Raw genomic sequence first — 21294 nt, 5'->3', positions numbered from 1 at the left:
TACCTTCTATTATACCATAGATAAGTTTAAAAAGGTCCAGTACAGTAGGATAGCACTACTTTTTCGGAGAAACTTCAAAAGGCTTAAAAATTAGAATCGTAGAACTTTTTTCAGATAGTTTAAAAAGTTTGTATTCCCCTACTCTTTTCTCTATAATGGAGAGAAAGGAGATGACTATGACAGAAATAAAACATGAAATTGATGCTAACTTTGCAGGCCGACTCAATATCCTACGCGCAGGTGTTCTGGGTGCCAATGATGGGATTATTTCCATCGCTGGAGTCGTTATCGGTGTTGCCAGTGCGACGAGCAATATCTGGATTATCTTTTTATCAGGATTGGCCGCTATCCTCGCTGGTGCTTTTTCTATGGCAGGTGGTGAATATGTCTCTGTATCCACTCAAAAAGACACAGAAGAAGCCGCTGTCGCTAGAGAGCAATTACTTTTAGATAAGGACATCGAATCTGCGAAACAATCCCTCTATGCTGCCTACCTTCAAAATGGTGAGTGTGAAACGTCAGCCCAACTCTTGACCAACAAGGCCTTTTTAAAAAATCCACTCAAAGCCTTGGTCGAAGAAAAGTATGGAATCGAGTATGAAGAGTTTACCAACCCTTGGCATGCTGCTATCTCTAGCTTTATTGCCTTTGTACTGGGAAGTCTTCCTCCTATGCTTTCAATCACCGTCTTTCCAAGTGACTATCGTATTCCTGCTACTGTTTTTATCGTGGCCCTTTCCCTTCTCGTCACCGGCTATACCAGTGCTAAACTAGGCAAGGCACCTACGAAAACTGCCATGACCCGCAACCTCTGTATCGGACTTCTCACCATGGGTGTAACCTTCCTCTTGGGACAACTCTTTAGCATTTAAGATAAAAGAAATACCTCGACAAGCATCGAGGTATCTTTTTTACATTTGCACAATCTTGCGATAGCTTCTTGAGGTAATCATAAAGATTAAGACATAGACGATGAGGAAGATAGCACAGATGGACAGAGTGACTGTCAACATCATGGTCGCATCTAGGACCCCAATGACTTTTAGGATGAGACTAAGCATATGATAGGCAAAGGCAAGGTGTAGGAAGGCAAAGAGCAATGGGAGGAAGAAAACAGTTAGGACCTGTTTATTAATGGTTTGCTTGATTTGCTTTTGATCGAGACCGACCTTTTGCAAAATGATAAAGCGTTCACGGTCTTCATAGCCTTCAGAGATTTGTTTGTAGTAGATGACGAGAACTGTTCCCACCATAAAGATGATGGAGAGGAAGATACCGATAAAGAAGGTCCCACCAAAGAAAGCACTCATCTGCGCACTACTATCAGCCAGATTGCTTCCGTAAATAAAGCTTCCTTCTTTGCTTGATTCTCTATTAAAATCATCAAGGAATTTTGAATAGTCATCTGCAAGTTTGAGTTGCTCTTCCTCACTAGCTGTTACATTCATACCACCATAGTATTGATTAAAAATGGAAGAATTAGGATGCTGGTCAAGAAAGGCTTTCAAGTCAGGAACAACCAGATAGTTATAGTCCGAAGTTAGAATATTGTACTGATTTGGGACATGTTCAAGAATAAAATCTTTTTTGATTTCTTCCTTTATTGTATAGGTCTGGTCATTTAGAGTCAGTTCTTTCTGTCCTTGAAGTTCTTTGTTCTTAGTAAACAATCCAACTTCCTTTCCTGAAAGTGCAAGTTTTTGGCCCGTCATATTCTCATAGTCTTTTTGGTCAAAGACCATAAAAACGGTTTTCGGTTGAACACGATTTTGACCTTTCTCAAAAATGGTTAATTTCGTACCTTCTTGGTTTGCTACACCAAAGCTACTGTATGTAAGGACTTCTTTCTTTGTAACAGTCAATCCCTTATCACTAGCATACTGGTCTAGGAGTTTATTTATGTCTTCTTTTTCAACATTCTGTCCTGTAATTCCAAAATCATGTGGATTCATGACTTTCTTGAAAGTTTCAGAGCCTTTAAAGATACTCGTTGCAGCAGACATAGTCACCAAGACCATGGTTGAGAGAATAGCAATCGTTGCCAGACCAACCGCATTTTTCTTCATACGGAAAATGAGATTGGATACGGAAATCATGTTGTTAGGTTGGTAATAGTAACGCTTGTTTTTCTTCAAGATTTGTAGGAAAACTGTGATTCCTGCATTGAACAAGAGATAGGTTCCAAAAATTACTAATAAAACTGCCACAAAGAAAATCATGAGTGCAGTTAAAGGATTTTTAACTGTCACTGCTAGATAGTAACCAGCTCCCAAACTGATTAATCCAAGAATCGTTTGCAAGCCCAGGAAACGTCCTTTTTTCTCACCACTGGCTTTTTCACGAGAGAGCTGAAGGGCATTCATTCGTGCGATACGAAAGGCATTGATAAAAATCAAACCTAGGAAGATAGCTCCAAAAACAAGGATGACCATTATGAAGACTATTGGTTGAAAAGTCGAAACGAGCTCCACCTTCATTTTCATTAACTTCAGAAGAAGGGCGAAGATTAGCTTATCAAAGAGGGCTCCTAAGCCAAGTCCAACTGTCAGCGTTAAGGCTCCAAAAATAAGAAGCTCTTTAAAAACCATGCTGATCAAATGGCGCTTTTCGAGACCCAGCATACCATATATACCCAGTTCTTTGGAACGGTTCTTCATGACAAAACTATTGGCATAAAGGACAATAATAGCAGATGCAAGCGTGACAATCACCATACCAAATCCAAGAGTGGCTTGAATGGTTGTCCCTCCTCGAATATTGCCAATATTAGGATTAAGTGTCAATGAGTAAAAGAGATAAGTGATGGTCACTGCTAAGAGAACAGCAAGGGCAAAGGGATAGTAGAGTTTGCGGTTTTTAATCAAGTTTGACACCGCTAACTTATTGGTTAATCGGAACATACTAATTCACCTCGCTTGCCATAACAGTCAAAGTATCAGAGATTTCTTGGAACATCTGACGCTCTGTCTTGTCTCCACGGTAGATTTGGTTGTAAAGAATGCCGTCCTTGATAAAGAGAACTCGCTTGGCCCTGCTGGCTGCTGCCGTTGAGTGGGTTACCATGAGAATAGTTTGACCGCGTTCATTGATTTCATCAAATACATCGAGTAAGGCTGCAGATGACTTGGAGTCAAGGGCTCCTGTTGGCTCATCCGCAAGGAGAATTTCAGGTTCAGTGATGATGGCGCGTGCTACTGCTACCCGCTGTTTTTGACCTCCTGAGATCTCGTAAGGGTACTTCTCTTGTAATTGGTTGATACCCAAATTTTCAGCTGTCACTACCAATTTCTTCATCATCTCCGTGATAGGTTTTCGAGATAGAACTAACGGAAGCAAGATATTGTCCTTAACAGACAAGGTATCTAGCAAGTTAAAGTCTTGGAAGACAAATCCCAACTTCTCACGACGGAAGCTGGAAGCCCGTGAGTTTTTAATAGTTGCTGTGTCTACTCCGTTCAAGTAAACTTGACCACGAGTTGGCTTATCCAGCATAGCTAGGATGTTGAGCAGGGTTGATTTCCCAGAGCCAGACTCTCCCATGATGGCAACGTAGTCACCCTTTTCTACGGTAAAGTGAATGTCTTTAAGTGCTTCTACTTGGTTGCCTTGGAAGCGTGTTTTGTAGATTTTTTGAACGTGTTTTACATCTAAAAGTGTCATGATTTTCTCCTTCTTAATATCCCATCAGTTGAAACTGTGCTTGCATCATAGCGCATCCCAGTTGAACACGCTCGATATCTTTTTGACTTGGTTTTCTTGTTTTCTTTTGTAAGATTCTTTTCATGGTTTTACTCCTTTGTTCTTTATGAGTCTAGTTTATCGCAAAAAAAGGCGGCTTGCCATAACCTAACCTTACAAAAGAGACTTTAATCTTACATTTTTGTAAGATTGAAAAAAACAAGCAATTTCGCTATCAATATTTTACCATAAAAGAAAGGCAAGAAGAAAACCCTTGCGGATGCAAGGGTTAAGGTTCACTATTCAGTCTGCATCAATCAGTAAGAAATATAGCTACAATTTGATGATGTGTTCTTTCAATTAATTATATTTCTATATAAGCAGAACAGTTTTCTTCTATAGAAAATCGTCTTTTATCAACAAAGTTAAATCTTTTGAAGTCAAATTTTCTCTTTGATCAATTCGAACAGCTTGATTCATTATTAAATCTTCATAAAGATTTCGAACGAAACGACCGTTAGAAAAATTGGTGGGATTACTTTCTAACTTATCATTAAAATAATTTAATAATATTTCTTTCAGCTTGTCGTCTATCTGGTAGTCGTCTTTTCTTGCTAGAGTTTCAAGAATATCTAACAATTCTATAGAAGAATAATTTTCAAAATTAATAAAATAATTAAAGCGAGACTTCAGACCAGGATTCGATTCAAAAAAATGATTCATTGGATCAGTATATCCTGCAACAATGACAATTAGATCATCTCTTGAATCCTCTAAAGCCTTTGTCAATTCTGTTAAACATTCTCGGCCATATGAATCAGTATTGTCATTTTCTGTAATACTATAAGCTTCATCTATGAATAAAACGCCACCTTTGGCTTTTTCAATGACATTTTTTACTTTTAAAGCTGTTTGACCTTGATAACCAGCGATTAAATCCGTTCTGGAGACTTCGGTAAAATGCCCCTTTGAAAGAAGGCCTAATTGATAATACATCCGACCTACAATTCTGGCCACTGTCGTCTTTCCGGTACCAGGATTCCCCATAAACGCCATATGTAAAGTTCTCTTTGGTACTTTTAGCCCAGATTCTTTTCTTTTGGACTGAATCTTTTGATATATAACTAACCTCGAAACTTCCTCTTTAACTTTTTGTAAACCAATTAATTGATTTAATTCCTTCATCAATTCATCCAAAGAAGAGTTGTTACGTTTTCCTAACTCCTTCCCTAGTATTTCAAAAAGATAAGAGTAACCTAAATAACAAGCTAAATTATCAGATAATTCTTTTAGCGTTTGACTTATCTTGCTTATTTTATTCTCTTTTTGAAATAAATATATAGATTTATATAAATCTGCTACTTTATTTGTGTCTGAATGATCAATTATAATCTCATTCACTTTTGTGAGAAAAGTCGACTCATTACCCAGTTGTCGATCCAATTTTTTGGCGCTCTCAATTAGCTTGTCACGAGATACAGTCATAATTTACCTCAAAAACATAAACACTAAAGTGATTATTAACATTCCAATAGATACTCCTGATACAATAAAGAGTGTAAGAAGACGATTTGAAATAAATTGAATTTGTTGTTTACTTTCTTTCAACTCTTTTCTGAGTTCTTCAATCTCAGCAGTGTGAGAGACTGTTTCCAAAGGAAGCTGACTAACAGTGCCCTCTAAGTTGACAATTCTATCATCTAGTTTAGAAAGTCGTTCCTCATTTTCGACGATAGAATTTTTACTTTTTTCTTCGTTAAATTTCTCTTTAAACTGCTTAAGAGCTTCTAAAGTTAATTTTTGTTTCTCTATGGTTTTATCAATACGAGCCTGTTCTTTCAGAATTTTTTTGTTGGTATGTTCAATGGCAGCTACAGAAGAAAGAATAGCTTGAATATAATCTTTATCCAGCGCTTCTAAAGCTTTATAAACTTGACCAAATTCTTCAATAAATGTTTGTTGATTACCATAAAATTTTGAAATGTAATTTTGAATTTGTTCAACTAACGTATTAAACTCGTTTCCTGTCACTCCATGTTCAGCAAACTCAAAACCGAAGAAATCATCGTGAGTTCTAACTTTATCAAAATACAGTTCATCTTGACTTTGTTCAGCAAACTCTTTCAGATGCTCTTTCGCTTCATCGAAATCATGTTTGCTAATGTTTATTTCAAATTTTTCCTGTTCTTGCTCAACTACTTCTTGTTCCATATTTATCTCCTTAATCTAGTAAATCTTGTAATAATGCATCAATCTCATCAAAGTCACTTTTTTCGTCTCTTGTAGATTCTTCAAAAATATCTGATAGCTTTTCTTTCATCATGGACGCAGCCATATCATGTCTTTCCTTAATAGTATTAACAATAGAATCTTTTTCGACTTGTAGTTTTGTGCTCTTTACATCTAATAATTGATCTTGAATTACTAACATTTCATTATTTTGATCAATTTTTTTAGAACTTAGTTTAGAAATCTGTTTATTAACAATTTGCTGATCAATCATTTTTAATACAAAAGCGCCAATAATTCCAGATAAGGTCGCTCCCATAAAAGTTCCAATAACACTGCCGATTGTTCCTAAAAGTGGTATAGAAATAGCCAAAACTGGAAAACTAGCTGTTAGGGATGCTCCTAACGCTTCCCCAACTACAATTGCCCCAGTAGCCGATAAACCAGCAACAACAATTTTACCGATCTCTAGCATCATTATCTGAACACTTTTTTCTTTATTATCTGGATTGTTTAGATAATCAATCGCTTCTTTTAAGGACTTCCAACCTTGGTGTATAAATGTCCATGCTTTTAGAAAAGTGTTAATTACAGGTCCAACTATCGCAGAAGCTATCATCGTAACCACTGATTTCCCAACGTTTAATAAGTGATTTGATAAGTTGTTTACAAATGAAATGATGGCCTCTTTTACCTTTTCAATAAAAGTTGATAAGTTTCTTTCTGTATCTTTAAGCCAAGAGATAAATTTTGAAATTAACTCTCGCAAAAATTCTGATAGTAACTGTAAAAGCGCTGCTTTTAAAGCTTTTCCTGAAACTTTTAAAGCCTCGTCACGGCGTGATTTTTTACCAGATTTTATAGCTCGCTTCTCAGCTTCGTCTCTTACTCGGTCGTATTCAGCACGTGCCTCTTTATCTTTCTCTCTTAACTGTCTCTCTTCTTTTGAACTAATATTATGGACTTCTTTAGCATATTGTCCCTTAGAATTTGGATTATCTAATAATTCAGTTGTAGATTGATCACCCTTCGCTTGATTAATTTCACTCCTTATTTCGTTAAGATTAGCTTTGCTATTTGCGAAAGCATATTGTTGTTCTTTATCCATAAAGGCATTGGCTTTTGGATCACGTATAATCTCTCCAGCAGAGACTGTGTGATCCATTTGAGTTCCTTTTTCTTTTGAACCTCTTGGTCTATTTTCATCTAAAAATTTTCTCGCATCTTTTTTTATGGTATTCACCATTTTACCTGAACGAGTTGTATGTGTTCGAATATTTCCGAATTCATCTCTCTCAAATTTTTCTTGCCATTCTGTATATCTGTCCTCATATATACTTCTATCCGAGTTATGAGTAATAAATTTTCCTTTTTCAAAATTTTCAGCAGTTTGAATATGAGCTTCTTTTCGCAAATCTAGAGTTTGACCATTGTTATCTTTAATAAACTCTTCACCAATTTGGGCAGCAAGTTGAAGTTGTACTTGCTCCCAAACTATATTTTCAATAGATTCTTGAAGATATTCATTATTTTGTAATTTCTCTCTGTCTATATCAAGTTGATCTATATGTTCAACAACATCCTTAAGGTTATTTTCTAAAGAACTTTCTAATTCAAGTAATTGTTCATAGTCAAAGTCAATTTCAGAACTTTGTAATTCAAATGTTTTATTCTCGTTAGCCATATTAATCTCTCTACATTATTATTGTATTCATTGATTTATTATACCATTTCAAGATTTGATTTGACAAGTTTAAAAAAACTTCGTCCAATCGGACGAAGTTCCTGCTTCTATTATTATCACCAAAACCGTCCATCATTGTCATCAATGGCCTCGGCTTCCTTGCGTTTGCGTGGTCCTGTTCCGTACATTTCTGCTTCAATTTCTTCCTTAGTTGGCAGGATAGAGGCTAGGATGATGTAAATAATCACGCCAATCCCGAAATTTGATATGGTAAAAATGGCGAAGAGAAAGCGAACTAAGGTTACATCAAAATTCCACTTGTCTGATAGACCTGCTAAAACTCCCGATACCATACGATTTCGTCTCATTTTATAAAATTTTGTATTCATGATTTGTTCCTCTTTCGGTATTCTTACAAGTAGTATAGCATGAAACGGGGTCACAAACATCAGTCCTTAGGCCGATTTAAGATGACGAGTTTGCCACGGCAGACGCCACAGCGGTAGCGTTTGGTATCAATCCTACGCTTACGCTGATAAGTTTGCTGGCAAGATTGGCACTGATAGACTAGGTAACTACTTTGGGCTCTCAAAGGGGGAACAAAGCGCAGTCCATCCACTTCTTTCAAAAGTTCCTTAAAATCTCGGTCCTTATGCCGATACCCCTTTTTCCGAAAATAAAGGTGATAGTGACAGAGTTCATGGCGCACGATTTTCCGAAAAACCTCCAAACCAAGTTCATTATAGACCTTAGGATTAAAATCCAAATGCCCATCCTTAGGGAAAAATCGTCCACCTGTCGTTCGCAGACGAGAATTCCACTGGGCTTGGTGGGTAAATGGTCTACCAAAGTCTTCGAGGGAAACAAACTGAACGTACTCAGTTAGATTCATCTGGAGCTAGGAGCGACAGATTGACTTTTTCACGTTCGGTATCGATTTTCTTAACCCAAACCGTTACCAAATCTCCAACAGACACCACTTGGCTGGGGTGTTTGATAAATTTGCGACTCATATGAGAAATATGGATGAGACCGTCCTCGTGAATCCCAATATCAACGAAGGCACCGAAGTCGACGACATTACGCACCACACCTTCCAGTTTCTGGCCGACTTTTAAATCCTTGATATCCAAGACATCTTGACGAAGCACAGGTGCATCAAATGAGTCACGGAAATCTCGACCTGGTTTGAGAAGATCAGCAATGATATCTTTAAGGGTTTCTGGACCGAGGTCTAGTTCTTGCGCCATTTCCTTGATTGAAGGGGACTTGAGTTTACTTTGTGCTTCTTCATTCAAGTCCTTGATATCCAAGCGTTTGAAAAGTTCCTTAACGGCAGCATAGTTTTCTGGGTGAACTCCTGTATTATCAAGGATATTGCTACTTTCAGGGATACGGAGGAAACCAGCAGCTTGCTCAAAGGCTTTGGCACCGAGACGAGGAACCTTCTTAATTTGAGCGCGTGAAGTGATTTTTCCTTCTTCCTCACGGTATTTGACGATATTTTCAGAGATAGTTTTATTGAGTCCAGCTACATGGGAGAGAAGTGCTGGGCTGGCTGTATTGACATTGACACCGACCTGGTTAACCACCGTATCAACGACAAAGTCCAGACTTTCAGACAGTTTCTTCTGACTGACATCGTGCTGGTATTGCCCGACACCGATTGACTTGGGATCAATTTTGACCAATTCGGCAAGCGGATCTTGCAAACGTCGAGCGATAGAGATAGCAGAGCGTTTTTCAACAGTTAATTCTGGAAACTCCTGACGAGCAAGGTCGCTGGCAGAGTAGACAGAAGCACCACTTTCATTGACGATAACATAGCTTACTTCAGGAAAATCTTTCAGAACTTCCGCCACAAAGGCTTCACTTTCCCGACTAGCCGTTCCGTTTCCAATGGCAATAATCTCTACTCCATATTGACCAATCAAGTCTGCCAAGTCTCGCTTGGCTTCTTCGATTTGGCGAGCTGATGCTGGTTTTACTGGATAAATGACTTGGGTCGTCAGCATTTTCCCTGTTGCATCTACTACAGCTAGCTTGGCCCCTGTACGAAAGGCAGGGTCAAAACCTAGAACCACGCGCCCTTTCAGCGGAGCAACTAAGAGGAGATTGCGCAGGTTGTCAGAAAAGAGTTGGATAGCTCCCTCTTCTGCCTTTTCGGTTAATTCTGTCCGAATGCGGCGCTCGATAGCAGGCAAGACTTTTTTCTTAACAGATTGCTGGATAACTTCATCAATATAGGCGTTTCTCACCTTGAAACGAGCAGCGAAGAAAGATAGAATACGATCCGTCGCATGTTCAAAGCCAACTTTCAAGATGCCTAATTTTTCCCCACGGTTTAGGGCTAAGGTTCGATAGCCCTGCATGTTGCCAACTGTCTCTGAGAAATCGTAATATATCTGAAAGACTTGTTTTTCATCAAGACTTTCATCCTTGACCTGCGAAGTGATTTTAGAGTGTCTCAGCACTTCCTGATAGATCATAGCACGTAGATTGACATCTTCGGATAAGGCTTCGACCAAGATATCAACTGCACCAGCTAAGGTCTCTTGACCAGTCGCAAATCCTTCACAGACAAACTTCTCAGCCTCTTTCTCTAAGCCATCTACATTCTGCAAAATCAAGCGAGCAAGAGGAAAGAGTCCAGCTTCACGAGCAATAGTTGCCTTGGTTCGACGTTTTTCCTTATAAGGAAGATAGAGTTCTTCTACGTCTGCTAATTTTTCAGCTGCCAAAATAGCTGCTTCCAATTCCTTGGTCAGCTTGCCTTGTTCTTGAATCTTAGCCAAGACAGCTTCTTTACGGTCGTTGAGATTTGTCAGACTTTTATCCAGGTCAATAATAGCCTTAATCGCCACCTCATCCAGACTACCAGTCATGTCCTTCCGGTAACGCGCGATGAAGGGAATTGTCGCCCCCTCAGCCGTCAGACTTAGAACAGTATCGATTTGCTTTAAGGTTACTCCCAAATCTTGGGAGATTTTTTCATATTTTTTATCCATGAATCTATTATACCATAAGGAACAGCCCTTGTTTCGTCCTACCCTTTTTTACCTCTTTGATTATCAAAATAATCCCTTTTCAAGAAAATAATAGTATAATAGAGGTAGAATGTAGAAAAGAGGTAGGCCCATGGCTGTTAAATTTACAAAAACGGATGACTTGGACAAAATGTTTGAAGAATTCGCCAAACTTCCTGACTTAATACAAGTCACTTTCCCAGATAACAAAAACAAAAAAGAAAAAGTTGAGAAGAAAAAATAGATGACTGTTTTCCAATCTCTTCCTCCTAGCATCTTACAAGCAGGTGCTATCTTTCTTTCCATCATGATTGAAGCCCTTCCTTTTGTCTTGATTGGGAGTCTCATTTCGGGATTGATTGAGGTCTATATCACACCTGATAAAGTTTATGAGTTTCTTCCTCGCAATCGTTGGGGGAGGATCTTTTTTGGTACCTTCATTGGCTTTCTCTTTCCATCCTGCGAGTGTGGTATCGTTCCGATTATCAATCGTTTTCTGGAAAAGAAAGTGCCCAGCTACACGGCCGTTCCTTTTCTGGTGACTGCTCCCATCATCAATCCTATCGTTCTTTTCGCTACTTATTCTGCCTTTGGCAATTCAATAAAACTTGCCTTCTTGCGAGCGCTGGGAGCTATTGTGATTGCTTTGGTGCTTGGGATTTTCCTAGGATTTTTCTGGAAGGAACCCATTCAAAAAGAGAATCTTATCGCTTGTCATGAACATGACTTTTCACACTTGGGTCCCTCTAGAAAAGTATTGCAGGTCTTCATACAAGCTATTGATGAGTTTTTCGATATGGGGCGTTACTTGGTCTTTGGCTGTCTCTTTGCGGCTATCGTGCAGGTCTATGTCCCGACTCGGATCTTGACCTCTATCAGCGCAAGTCCAGTCCTTGCGATTCTCTTGCTCATGTTTCTAGCCTTTCTTCTCTCTCTTTGTAGCGAGGCGGACGCCTTTATCGGAGCTTCTCTCCTCTCGAGCTTTGGTCTAGCGCCAGTCCTTGCCTTTCTGGTCATTGGCCCCATGCTTGATATCAAAAATCTCCTCATGATGAAACACTATCTAAAAGCGCGCTTCATCTGGCAATTCATGGGCATCGTGACAGTGCTTGTCTTGCTTTATTCTTACATGATAGGAGTGATGCTATGATCCGATTTATCATTCTACTAGGTTATTTTGCTCTGACCCTTTATCTGCAGCTATCTGGCAAGCTCAGTCACTACATTAATCTCCACTATTCCTATCTAGTCTATACCTCTATGGTCCTTTCTCTTCTGTTGGCCCTGGTTCAATTCTATATCTGGATCAAAAAAATCAACTCTCACAGCCATTTGGAAAGTCGTCAAGCTAGGCGAATCAGCATCCTGTTACTGTCACTACCTCTGTTGATTGGAGTTGCCTTTCCTACAGTAAGTTTGGACTCGAGAACCGTTTCTGCTAAGGGATACCATTTCCCACTTGCTGAGGGAATCGATACTGCTATTCAGGCAAGCGAAGGAACATCCAGTCAATACCTCAAACCCGATACCAGTACCTATTTTTCCAAATCTGCTTATGAAAAGGAAATGAGGGCTACAGCCGATAAATACCTCTCCCAGTCAACCATTCAGGTTACAGATGAAAACTATATGGAGGTCATGGAAGTTCTCTATGACTATCCTCAAGAGTTTGAAGGAAAGAAAATCGAGTTTACAGGCTTTGTCTATAACGATCCTAGCCATCCAGATAGCCAGTTTCTCTTTCGCTTTGGAATCATCCACTGTATCGCCGACTCTGGTGTATATGGACTCCTGACCAAGGGAAACTCACGCCAGTATCCTGACAATACTTGGATTACCGCCAGAGGAACCCTGACCCTCCACTACCATAAAGAACTCAAACAAAAACTCCCAACACTAGAAGTTGAGAGTTTCACAAAAGTAGACAAACCAGAAAATCCTTATGTCTATCGCGTGTTTTAAATAAATCTATTACTTTTTTAAAATATACCAATTGTATTATTCGATATAAAAAACGAACATGTTCTATTCCGTATCTCAGAAAAAGAGGCTGTTCGTTTTTTATTTCATAATATTATAGTAAGACATAGGGTTTAATGTTTTAAGACCTTCTTACGTTGTATAGAAATCTATTGACAAATCGCTATCAGACTTGTATTTTTTCCAAGCTAAACTGAATCCATAATAATCTTCAAATTCAGGGTGCCAGTCATAATAAAGTGGGATACGACTATATTTTCTTGCAACAACTTCGTCTTCAAATTCTGGAGATTCCCTTGCAGTAATACCAAATTGAAGACCATTTAGTTCCCAGCTATTGCCCCAAACATTTTCATCAGAAAGAACATTGATCCATCTCGAAGCATCAATATCAAAATCTGCACATAATTCCAGTTCATAGAATCTTCTACAGTTAATCTCTGAAGGCTTAATATAAAGGGCACCATCTACTTGGTACTTTGTATCTTTGACTTGAACCTGCGTAATTTTCATTGGAATTGGAACTCCATTTAATTCTAACCAGAAATAGCCTAAGGGAGTTTTGATACTATAATATTGCTGATTAGCAGGTTTTGCGTTTTTAGAGCATGCATCAAGAATTCTTCCAAGCTTAATTAAATTTCTACAAACGATTTTTGAAGTGCGTGGGTCGAAATGCGAATACCTACGGATGACCCGTTTTAACTTTTCAACAGGAAAAGTGATATCCTTTGGTAGGGCATGATACTTCTGTACAACTAAAGCAGTTTTTTCAGTATTTTCCTTCCCCACTGGGACAACTACAGCGTGTCCTATATGGATATTTGGGTCTTCACAGATATAAGTATAACCATTCCCTCCCTCCTGAAACTCAACCACAACAAGATTTAACTCTTGAGCCGGATCAAAGAGAGGTTCAGGTTTAAGTTCAACCATTTCTGCTTCTTGGCGCTCATAAAAAGTAAATTGATCACCTTCTCCGTCTTCGCCAAAAACCATAAAACTACCACACTCAGGGCACTTCCACATATAAAAGGATGCTTCAGAAATATCATCATAAGAAATTTTATTATGGTCGTCAGCTTTATTTATGATTTCTTCAAACAACTCATCCGAATAAACCGAATAAGCATTTGGATCGGGCGCTCGGTGGTCATTCATTGCTTGCCCGCATCTACATGTCCATTTACCCATAAACAACCTCAGTCGTGGCCTAATTCTTCAAGGAAAAATTGATTTAGAGCTTCCCACTCTTTCTTTTCCTCTCTAACACTTTGAACGTATGCATTCAACTCTTTGATATTTTTGATGATGTAGTATTGGATCGGCATAATCGGATCAATTTCCATACCTTCAGGTCCCTTCACCTTGGTATCAAGCAATCTTGACACATGCTCTTTCATCTCACCAGGAAGCAATTCTTTCACTAAATCATCAAACAAAATCGGAGGAACTGAATGGTATTTTTCAATCCAACGGCAGGCCAAAATGGGCCGCAGCGCATAGAAATACTTTTTAGGTTTAACCTTGTTTCCTGAAAGATACTTATTCATTTGAGTTCTAGCAGTATTCAAGTAATGATACAGCATTTTTTCTCTGAAAAATACTGGTTAACAAGGGGACGTAGGCGTTCAATAAAATCCGTTTGTTGATAGACAATTGGTGACTGTAACCATTCAAACAGTGTTGGATTTGACTTATAAAGGAGTTTTTAAGTCTTGTCTAAATCCCAGCCACTCACATCCCAAGTATCGTCAATTGGTAGCTCGATAACATCACGCTGGTCATTTAAACGGAGATAAAAATATTGCTTTTGTCTGTAGATAAATCGTACATCAAAGTCACTATCAGGAGACTCAAAGCCCCAGGCACGACTACTAGACTCAATAGCCCACAAAACTGTGACATCGTAATCACGCTCAATTTCTGCTAATTTTTCCGGTACCAGAACATTCACTTCTTCTTGCGTTTGCATTTACAACCTCTTATTATTTACGCTGCTTCTCCAGCTCGATCATTAATGAGTTCAATTGTTTGGACAATATTACGAAGTATAGGGAGTTGGTGTTGAAAGAGTAGTTGAACTGAACCATACGATTTAAACGGCTCTTGTGTTAAAACTTTAGTCTCCAAGCAACCATTTTCTACAATGTAATCTACAATCAATTTCACAAAGGAAATCTGCTTGGCATTGAGACTCTCATCCGATAAAAATTTAGAAAAAACTTGATTGGCAGCCTCTCTATCTAAACCAATAATCTCACGAACCAATCTAGGAATTGCCTTATTTTCATAATGTTGTTGGTAATCTGACTTGCTACCTAATTTTTCCCATAGCAATGTTTCAAGTGCAAGTAAATCTTGAGAGGTCAATTTTTCATTATGGTATAACTTAGAAATTGCTTCATCATCTAGATGAGTTTTCAAATAATGTTCAACTTTTTCATTATAAGATCGCAGGTCATTGACTTGTAAATATAGCTTAGTATCATGGACAGTGGAAAGAATGTGATCATCAAAATTGACATAATATACAGTGCGTTCCGGTTTATCCAGAAACTGTAGTAAATCTCGAAGCGCAAGGCGTATTTTTTCCAACTCGGATAAACTAACTTCTTCCCAAAATTCAGGTTCTTGTACTTTCCTGATAATTTCAGCCTGTGCAAAAACTTGTGGTATATTGCCAACCCTAGCAAGGGCTTTAGCTGTTTTCATAACTTGAGATATATGGACAGTTGCTGGCTTAGCCAACAGTTGTCCTAACTGTATCTGAAACAGCCATAAATCAAATCGTCTCGCCATCTCGTCTTCTTTATTTTCTTCAAATAGAATCGGAGAAAGATCTTTCTGGATTGTTTCACTTGTGACGGTCGTTAGATTTTGCCAATTTTCCAACTTTCTGTAAGTATAAACTGTATCTAAGACCATACGAACCCTAAAGTCTAACTCATTTAAGATCACCATACGTTCATGAAGTTCTGAGACGAGTTGTTGACGGTATTCTCTAGCAAACTGATCATCTTGATAACGAAGCTCCTGCAGTTCACGAATCAAGTCCACCTTGATGTTAAACAAACGTTGAGTCAGAGAAACAATGTGACGGCCATCTCCTTCTCTTGGATCAGCTTTGAAATATTCAAAATTATCGCCATAATCAAATACCAAGAAATTTTCCTTATCCTGCTCAGGGCCAAATAAATCTTTACAAAGACGGGTTCCACGGCCAATCATCTGCCAAAACTTAGTTTTAGAACGCACTTTCTTGAAAAAGATTAAATTAACAACCTCTGGTACATCAATACCTGTATCCAACATATCAACAGAAATTGCAATTTGAGGGTATTTCTCCTTAATTTTAAAATCATCAATTAAGGTTTGATAATGCTTAATGCTATAATCAATCACTTGAGCATAATCGCTTCCTTTTTCAGGATAGCGTTCGTTAAAAATATCTCTGATGTATTCAGCGTGTCGATGGTTTTTAGCAAAGATAATGGTTTTACCAATTTCGTCACCTGAAGCTGTCTGAATTCCTCTTGTCATTAGTTCATCTAGAACAATTTTGACTGTTTTTCTATTGAAAATAGAGGTATTAAAATCCTCAGGATCAATATCTTTCTCAGAACTACCATCTTCAAATTGGCTATCAAAATATTCTTTTTCGTCTTGGGATAAATCATCGTAATGTAGACCATCCGTTGGTAGTTTTAACTTAGTTTCAATCGAATGATAAGCTACTAAATAACCATCTTTTACAGCCTCTTCCAAATCGTATGCGTATGTTGGAACACCATTCTCCAAGTTAAAGAAACTATAGGTATTTTTATCCAAATCTTGACGCGGAGTTGCAGTTAATCCTACAATCCTTGCATCAAAATAATCAAAAATTGATTTGTATTTCTGATAAATAGAACGGTGAGATTCATCAATTATGATGAGATCAAAGTGCCCAACAGTGAAGGGGCGTTGATTTACTTCTTCTTGATCACTGATCGCTCCTATCATAGTCGGATAGGTTGAAAAAACCATACGACTAGATCGAGCACTATCTTTATCTTCTAAGAAATTACAAACTGAAAGATCTGGAAGTAATTTCCTAAACGAATCATAAGCTTGCTTAACTAGGGAAGTTCTATCAGCTAAAAAAAGAACATTTTTTACCCAGTTATGACGCGAAAGGATATCAACTAGGGAAACCGCTGTACGGGTTTTCCCAGACCCAGTTGCCATGACCAAGAGTGCCTGTCTCCGATTATTGGAGAATGCTTCACAGACACTTATAATCGCATGTTTCTGATAATGACGTCCAGAAATGTCGTCCCTAATTTTGCTAGAAATATCCTCGAGTGGTTTTTGCAAGTGACGTCTGTCCATCAAAAGTTGCAACTCTTCTTGAGAGTAGAACCCTGCAATATGGCGACGATTAACACCATCAAGTATGTAGTGCTTTAAACCATTGGTAATAAAGCAAATTGGCCGATAGCCGATTTGTTTCTCAAGAACTTCAGCATATTCCTTGACCTGCACCTCCCCTACTTCTGGATTTACAGATGCCTTTTTGGCCTCAACAATTGCTAGAACTTTTCCATTTTTGCCATAAAGGACATAGTCACAGTACCCAATTCCTGTACCATGCTTCAAACCATGAACGGCTACCTCAACACGACAGTTTTCCTCAAATGTCCAACCTGCTAAACGGAGATCGATATCAATAAAGAGTTTTCTTGTCTCTGCTTCAGATAGTTGATCGATATGAAAAGATACATCTTGCCGTAGAGCTGCTGTTTCACGTTTTTCAGTATAAGTCTCTTGAATAGTTAAGGACTGACTAGCCATCTGTTCATCGAAATCAGGAAGATCTGGCAAACTGTTTTGTAATTTCGCCATAGATTGTGGCGTTTCTCGAAACTTGATGTTTGCTGAAAGTGGCAATAGCTGCTCGTCGAAATAACGCTCCACAAACTCGTTACTGTAGCAATAATCAATAAAATTGACAAATTGATACAAATGGTGCAAAGCCAAAATCGCTTCTCGTTCCTTAATTTCTCCACCATGTGCAGCATGATTTCCCCATCGAATTAAAAGAACAATCTGCCTATGGAGCTCTGGATCCACAATCTCTCTAAAATCATCATCCCATACCAAAGAAGATAAGGTAGCACGATAGGGAGCTTCTAAATATGAATCGTGACTATATATCCAATGAACAGCCTGCTCAAGAGCACGACGCGCCATAAAAGCAGTAGCTACAGTAGATGTCGCAATCATATTTTCAGCTTCTATACAGGGCTTTGAAAAAGATTCATACTCTTCGTTATTTAAAAGAAAATCAAAATTTCCCATTTTTCTCTCACTTTGAACAAATAGATACCTATATTATACTAGATTTCAAGCTATTTCTCCACAGTTTTATAACGATCTCACAAGCAAATTGTGATTTGTCGACCTGAGCTACAAAGTCTGCGAATTCGTTTTGGAGGGCTAGAGGGGGGAGGATGAAATCTAATTCACTATATTGTTTTGCATTGATATTTGGTTGTGCAACTGTATTCTGAACTTTAGCAATAAAATCTTTATAGAACTTTGTATTTGTAAAGTGATAAACGAAAACAGGGTTTACTAATGAAAGATTAGGAATTAGTCTAATCAAGTATCCCGCAAATAGTGCTGGACCATACTTCTCTTTCGAATATAAAAAAGTTTTTCCAACTGTAGCTCCGCTTCGAGCGAATAATATATCCCCAGTGTTTAATAAATATTTCTCTTCATAATGGTTAGGTGATTTTTTGTCAGGTTTTAAGTTTCCACATTCATCAATATCAGTTATACGAATATATCTTAATCCTGAAAAGTCAATTGCTGATGCCCCTGATCCGTAAGCCAATTTTTCTACTGATATATCCTTTAACTTACATCTTCTCCATCTCATTTCATTAAAAACAGGATCCCCAAACATCTCGTTAAATCGGGATTTGCGGTTAAGAGATGAATTTTTGGTGTGAATGTTTGACATTGCTTTGGTTTACCATGGCATAGGCCAGGGTTGTATCAATTTTGCTGTGACCAAGTAGTTTTTGGACTTGTTCAATAGGCATTCCTTTATCAATCGCCTTAGTCGCTAGGGTTCTTCTGAATTTATGTGGATGAACCTTTTGTATTCCAAGTTTTTGTCCTAACTTTCTCAATCGAATCTCGACACCAGCAATTCCAAGTCTCTGGGCTTTTCCAACTAGCGTTACAAAAAGAGCTGGATGACTATCTTTTCTATCATTGAGATAGTTTCTTAAATGAATTTTCGTACGAGCATCAAAATATACGGGTCTTTCTTTTTTTCCTTTTCCGAAAACAACGCACTCTCTGTTTTCAAAATCAATATCAGAACGATTCAACTGGACCAGTTCTCCTACACGCATACCTGTTGATGCTAGTAGGTCAATCATTGCCAAATCTCTTAAATTTTCACAATTATCTCTCATAATTTCGAGATGTTCATCCGTATAAGTTTCTTTCACAGTTTGTTCTGTTTTAATTTTTTTAATCCTTCGAATAGGATTCTTGATGATATATTCCTCTTGCTCAAGCCAAGCAAAAAAAGAGGACAATATACGCCGAATATTGTCCAAATTCGCCTTACTACAGTCCTTTTCAGACTGATAATTTGCTAGATAACTCCTTAAATCATCTGTTGTCAGTTGTGTCACAGACTCCTTAATATGATGAAACAAATTTTCAATTGTTCTATGATAATAACGTATTGTTTTTGCGCTACAGCCCTCCACCTGCTTAGCAGTTATGAATAGTTGCAACAGATTATTATTCGAATGCTTCTGCTTCTTTTTTCCATCAACTAGATGGCGTTCTAAACTCTCTCGCAATGCTAGTAATTGTTCATTGTTTAAAAAGGGTAACATTTCTTGTATGATAATTGTAACTTTTGATTCCATAAATTCTCACTTTCATTATTACTCATCAATAAAAAGAGACAATATCAGTTTCTGCATTTCAGAATTCTAATATTGTCTGTTTATTTTCTAATACTCATTCAAATCCAACATACTAGCTTATTTTTTCTCTGACAGAATGTTGAGAAACCCATTTAGAGTAGCTTATCATTTTTTCATCAGTTAAAGCTTCTACCGCTATAGTCACGCACATATCAACCGCTTCTTCCACGGAAACAGTAAAGTGATAACCATTTAATTGTAAGAACTTCACCAAAACAAAGAAAGCTGTTCGTTTATTAGCGTTGGCAAAGACATGCTTCTTTATCAATTGGACAAATAATATTGTTGCTTTATCAAAAATTGTTGGATAAAGAGGCTTGCCAAAAACAAATTGTTCTGGTAAGTTCACAATCATATTTAACGCTGAAGGACTAACTGTTTGAATTTGCTCATTTGGAGAATACCGTTGAATTGCTAAAGCATTGATTTTTTCAATTTGCTTTTCTGTTAGATAGACTGTCATTTCTCCACCAAAGCTTTGAAAACATCGTCGTATTCATCAAAAATTGTATCCAATTTTAAGTTAAAGGCATCATCAGAAACATAAGAGACCTGATGATCCAATTCTTCAGGAGTAAAGATAATTTCGCCACTTGGTAACAATTTTGCTTCATATTTAACACCACTTGGAATATTGAATTCGCTTGGAATCGTAATGGTGATTGAATTTCCTTGTTTTCTTGTTTTTACGACCATCTGATTTCCTCCTTTGAAGTATTATAACAAATAATTACGGTAATTACAACGATAGTGTAAAGCTGCTATTTCATCTCAGATCTTAACCGAAATATTCCTGCATAAGTGATTTTTTCAAGGTTTCCAATTCTTCCAGAGATTTTTGAATTGCCAATTGTGATTTGTCGACTTGAGCCACAAAGTCTGCGAATTCGTTTTGGAGGGAAAGAGGCGGGAGGGGAACTCTAATTTGTAAAAATTTTGATTTCGAAATATTTTTCATACTCCCACTAGTTCCAGAGGCAATTCTCTTAATTTTTAATTTTGTTTTCTCATTTGTAATAAGTTTCCATAAGAATACTGGATTTACTCGATCGTTCAGAATAACCTTCCATAATCTATCTGGCAAATATATATTATCATTATTAATAGCCCAAACATACCCAGCAGCCCCAACTAGTTCAGAAGTGTTCATACGGCTAATAATTACATCCCCTATTTCAACTTTATGCTCATCTAAGGGAATATAATCAATTGGTAAATTTTTTACTTCAGATGAATTAAAATAATCGTACGATACAGCTCCTGTTTTTAATACTTTATTCTTATTATTTTCCTCACCAGCTAAACTTTTACCTGCTCTTAGCTCTTTTATATATGTATCCAAGAATACTGAGTCAGGATACTCTTCAAACATCTCGTTAAATCGGGATTTTACAAGGTTTGAGAGTTCTACGAGTTGCTGATTACGCTGAGTAATTATTTGATTTATTTTAGTTAAATTATTACAAATTTCTTGCTGGATACTATTTTCAACAATAGGGACCTCTATATTTTTCAAGTAAGTTAAATTAATATTATTCTGAGCTACTCCTCTACTATCATTTTTTACTCTATTTTTAATAGAAAGAAGGAAAAAATAAAGATAATCTTTTAATACTTTTTCAGACTTTAAATGTAAACCTGCTATAGCCTGATTTGTTGCAGCATCAATATCTAATATAGCTACCTCACCAAT

Annotated in this window: 19 protein-coding genes and 1 pseudogene; 4 read left to right on the top strand and 16 right to left on the bottom strand. The window is 37.6% G+C overall.

The genetic code is table 11. The features are described 5' to 3' along the window. Positions 1-176 precede the first annotated feature (176 nt). A complete protein-coding gene (locus D8847_RS04875; protein WP_125840811.1) occupies positions 177-872 on the top strand; it encodes a VIT1/CCC1 transporter family protein in 696 nt (231 codons plus the stop codon). A gap of 39 nt (positions 873-911) precedes the next feature. Here the strand turns inward: D8847_RS04875 and D8847_RS04870 are convergent, their stop codons facing one another. The 8 genes from D8847_RS04870 to D8847_RS04835 form a co-directional block, all read right to left on the bottom strand. Beyond that, entirely contained in the window at positions 912-2900 is a 1989-nt protein-coding gene (locus D8847_RS04870; protein WP_125840810.1) for an ABC transporter permease, read from the bottom strand. Position 2901: 1 nt separating this feature from the next. Beyond that, entirely contained in the window at positions 2902-3660 is a 759-nt protein-coding gene (locus D8847_RS04865; protein ID WP_000173376.1) for an ABC transporter ATP-binding protein, read from the bottom strand. Between the two features lie 414 nt (positions 3661-4074). After that, positions 4075-5163, bottom strand: a complete 1089-nt coding sequence (locus tag D8847_RS04860) for an AAA family ATPase (protein WP_125840809.1) — start codon at positions 5161-5163, stop codon at positions 4075-4077. A gap of 3 nt (positions 5164-5166) precedes the next feature. Then, positions 5167-5889, bottom strand: coding sequence for a hypothetical protein (locus D8847_RS04855; RefSeq protein ID WP_125840808.1), 723 nt, complete (start codon positions 5887-5889; stop codon positions 5167-5169). A 10-nt stretch (positions 5890-5899) separates the two neighbouring features. Further along, positions 5900-7591: a hypothetical protein gene (locus D8847_RS04850; RefSeq protein WP_125840807.1), complete on the bottom strand. Its 1692-nt coding sequence runs from the start codon at positions 7589-7591 to the stop codon at positions 5900-5902. Between the two features lie 116 nt (positions 7592-7707). Continuing rightward, positions 7708-7980 (bottom strand): PspC domain-containing protein, encoded by a 273-nt coding sequence (locus tag D8847_RS04845; RefSeq protein ID WP_061413929.1) that lies wholly within the window; start codon positions 7978-7980, stop codon positions 7708-7710. 59 nt (positions 7981-8039) lie between these two features. Then, positions 8040-8483, bottom strand: coding sequence for a SprT family protein (locus D8847_RS04840; protein ID WP_125840806.1), 444 nt, complete (start codon positions 8481-8483; stop codon positions 8040-8042). Beyond that, positions 8470-10599: a Tex family protein gene (locus D8847_RS04835; protein WP_125840805.1), complete on the bottom strand. Its 2130-nt coding sequence runs from the start codon at positions 10597-10599 to the stop codon at positions 8470-8472. The genes D8847_RS04840 and D8847_RS04835 overlap by 14 nt, the downstream gene beginning before the upstream one ends. Positions 10600-10729: 130 nt before the next feature. On the opposite strand from D8847_RS04835, the gene D8847_RS10785 reads away from it, so the two are divergent. From D8847_RS10785 to D8847_RS04820, 3 genes are read left to right on the top strand one after another with little or no spacing between them, the layout of a single operon-like run. Next, entirely contained in the window at positions 10730-10861 is a 132-nt protein-coding gene (locus tag D8847_RS10785; RefSeq protein WP_125840804.1) for an SPJ_0845 family protein, read from the top strand. After that, a complete protein-coding gene (locus D8847_RS04825) occupies positions 10862-11767 on the top strand; it encodes a permease (RefSeq protein WP_125840803.1) in 906 nt (301 codons plus the stop codon). Then, positions 11764-12579: a TIGR03943 family putative permease subunit gene (locus D8847_RS04820; protein ID WP_125840802.1), complete on the top strand. Its 816-nt coding sequence runs from the start codon at positions 11764-11766 to the stop codon at positions 12577-12579. Before D8847_RS04825 ends, D8847_RS04820 begins: the two co-directional genes overlap by 4 nt. A 150-nt stretch (positions 12580-12729) precedes the next feature. Here D8847_RS04820 and D8847_RS04815 read toward each other — a convergent pair whose 3' ends face one another. From D8847_RS04815 to D8847_RS04780, 8 genes and pseudogenes are all read right to left on the bottom strand, one after another. Next, positions 12730-13791 (bottom strand): hypothetical protein, encoded by a 1062-nt coding sequence (locus D8847_RS04815; protein WP_125840801.1) that lies wholly within the window; start codon positions 13789-13791, stop codon positions 12730-12732. Positions 13792-13799: 8 nt separating this feature from the next. Further along, positions 13800-14572, bottom strand: a pseudogene (locus D8847_RS04810) (DNA polymerase beta superfamily protein). Positions 14573-14589: 17 nt separating this feature from the next. Next, on the bottom strand, positions 14590-17940 hold the full coding sequence (locus D8847_RS04805; protein WP_125840800.1) for a DEAD/DEAH box helicase family protein: 3351 nt from the start codon (positions 17938-17940) through the stop codon (positions 14590-14592). A gap of 28 nt (positions 17941-17968) precedes the next feature. Continuing rightward, positions 17969-18481, bottom strand: coding sequence for a restriction endonuclease subunit S (locus D8847_RS04800; RefSeq protein ID WP_185757927.1), 513 nt, complete (start codon positions 18479-18481; stop codon positions 17969-17971). 94 nt (positions 18482-18575) lie between these two features. Then, positions 18576-19541, bottom strand: coding sequence for a site-specific tyrosine recombinase/integron integrase (gene xerA, locus D8847_RS04795; RefSeq protein ID WP_125840798.1), 966 nt, complete (start codon positions 19539-19541; stop codon positions 18576-18578). A gap of 112 nt (positions 19542-19653) precedes the next feature. Continuing rightward, positions 19654-20064, bottom strand: coding sequence for a type II toxin-antitoxin system death-on-curing family toxin (locus D8847_RS04790; RefSeq protein ID WP_057489160.1), 411 nt, complete (start codon positions 20062-20064; stop codon positions 19654-19656). Then, a complete protein-coding gene (locus tag D8847_RS04785) occupies positions 20061-20297 on the bottom strand; it encodes an AbrB family transcriptional regulator (RefSeq protein WP_000260600.1) in 237 nt (78 codons plus the stop codon). Before D8847_RS04785 ends, D8847_RS04790 begins: the two co-directional genes overlap by 4 nt. Positions 20298-20379: 82 nt before the next feature. Then, on the bottom strand, positions 20380-21294 hold the full coding sequence (locus D8847_RS04780) for a restriction endonuclease subunit S (protein WP_419991699.1): 915 nt from the start codon (positions 21292-21294) through the stop codon (positions 20380-20382).

This window comes from Streptococcus mitis (genome assembly GCF_003942795.1).
In the GTDB taxonomy this organism is placed as follows: Bacteria; Bacillota; Bacilli; order Lactobacillales; family Streptococcaceae; genus Streptococcus; species Streptococcus mitis_BJ.
The sequence above is the reverse complement of the archived record's forward strand: the minus strand, read 5'-3'. Positions and strand labels throughout refer to the sequence as shown.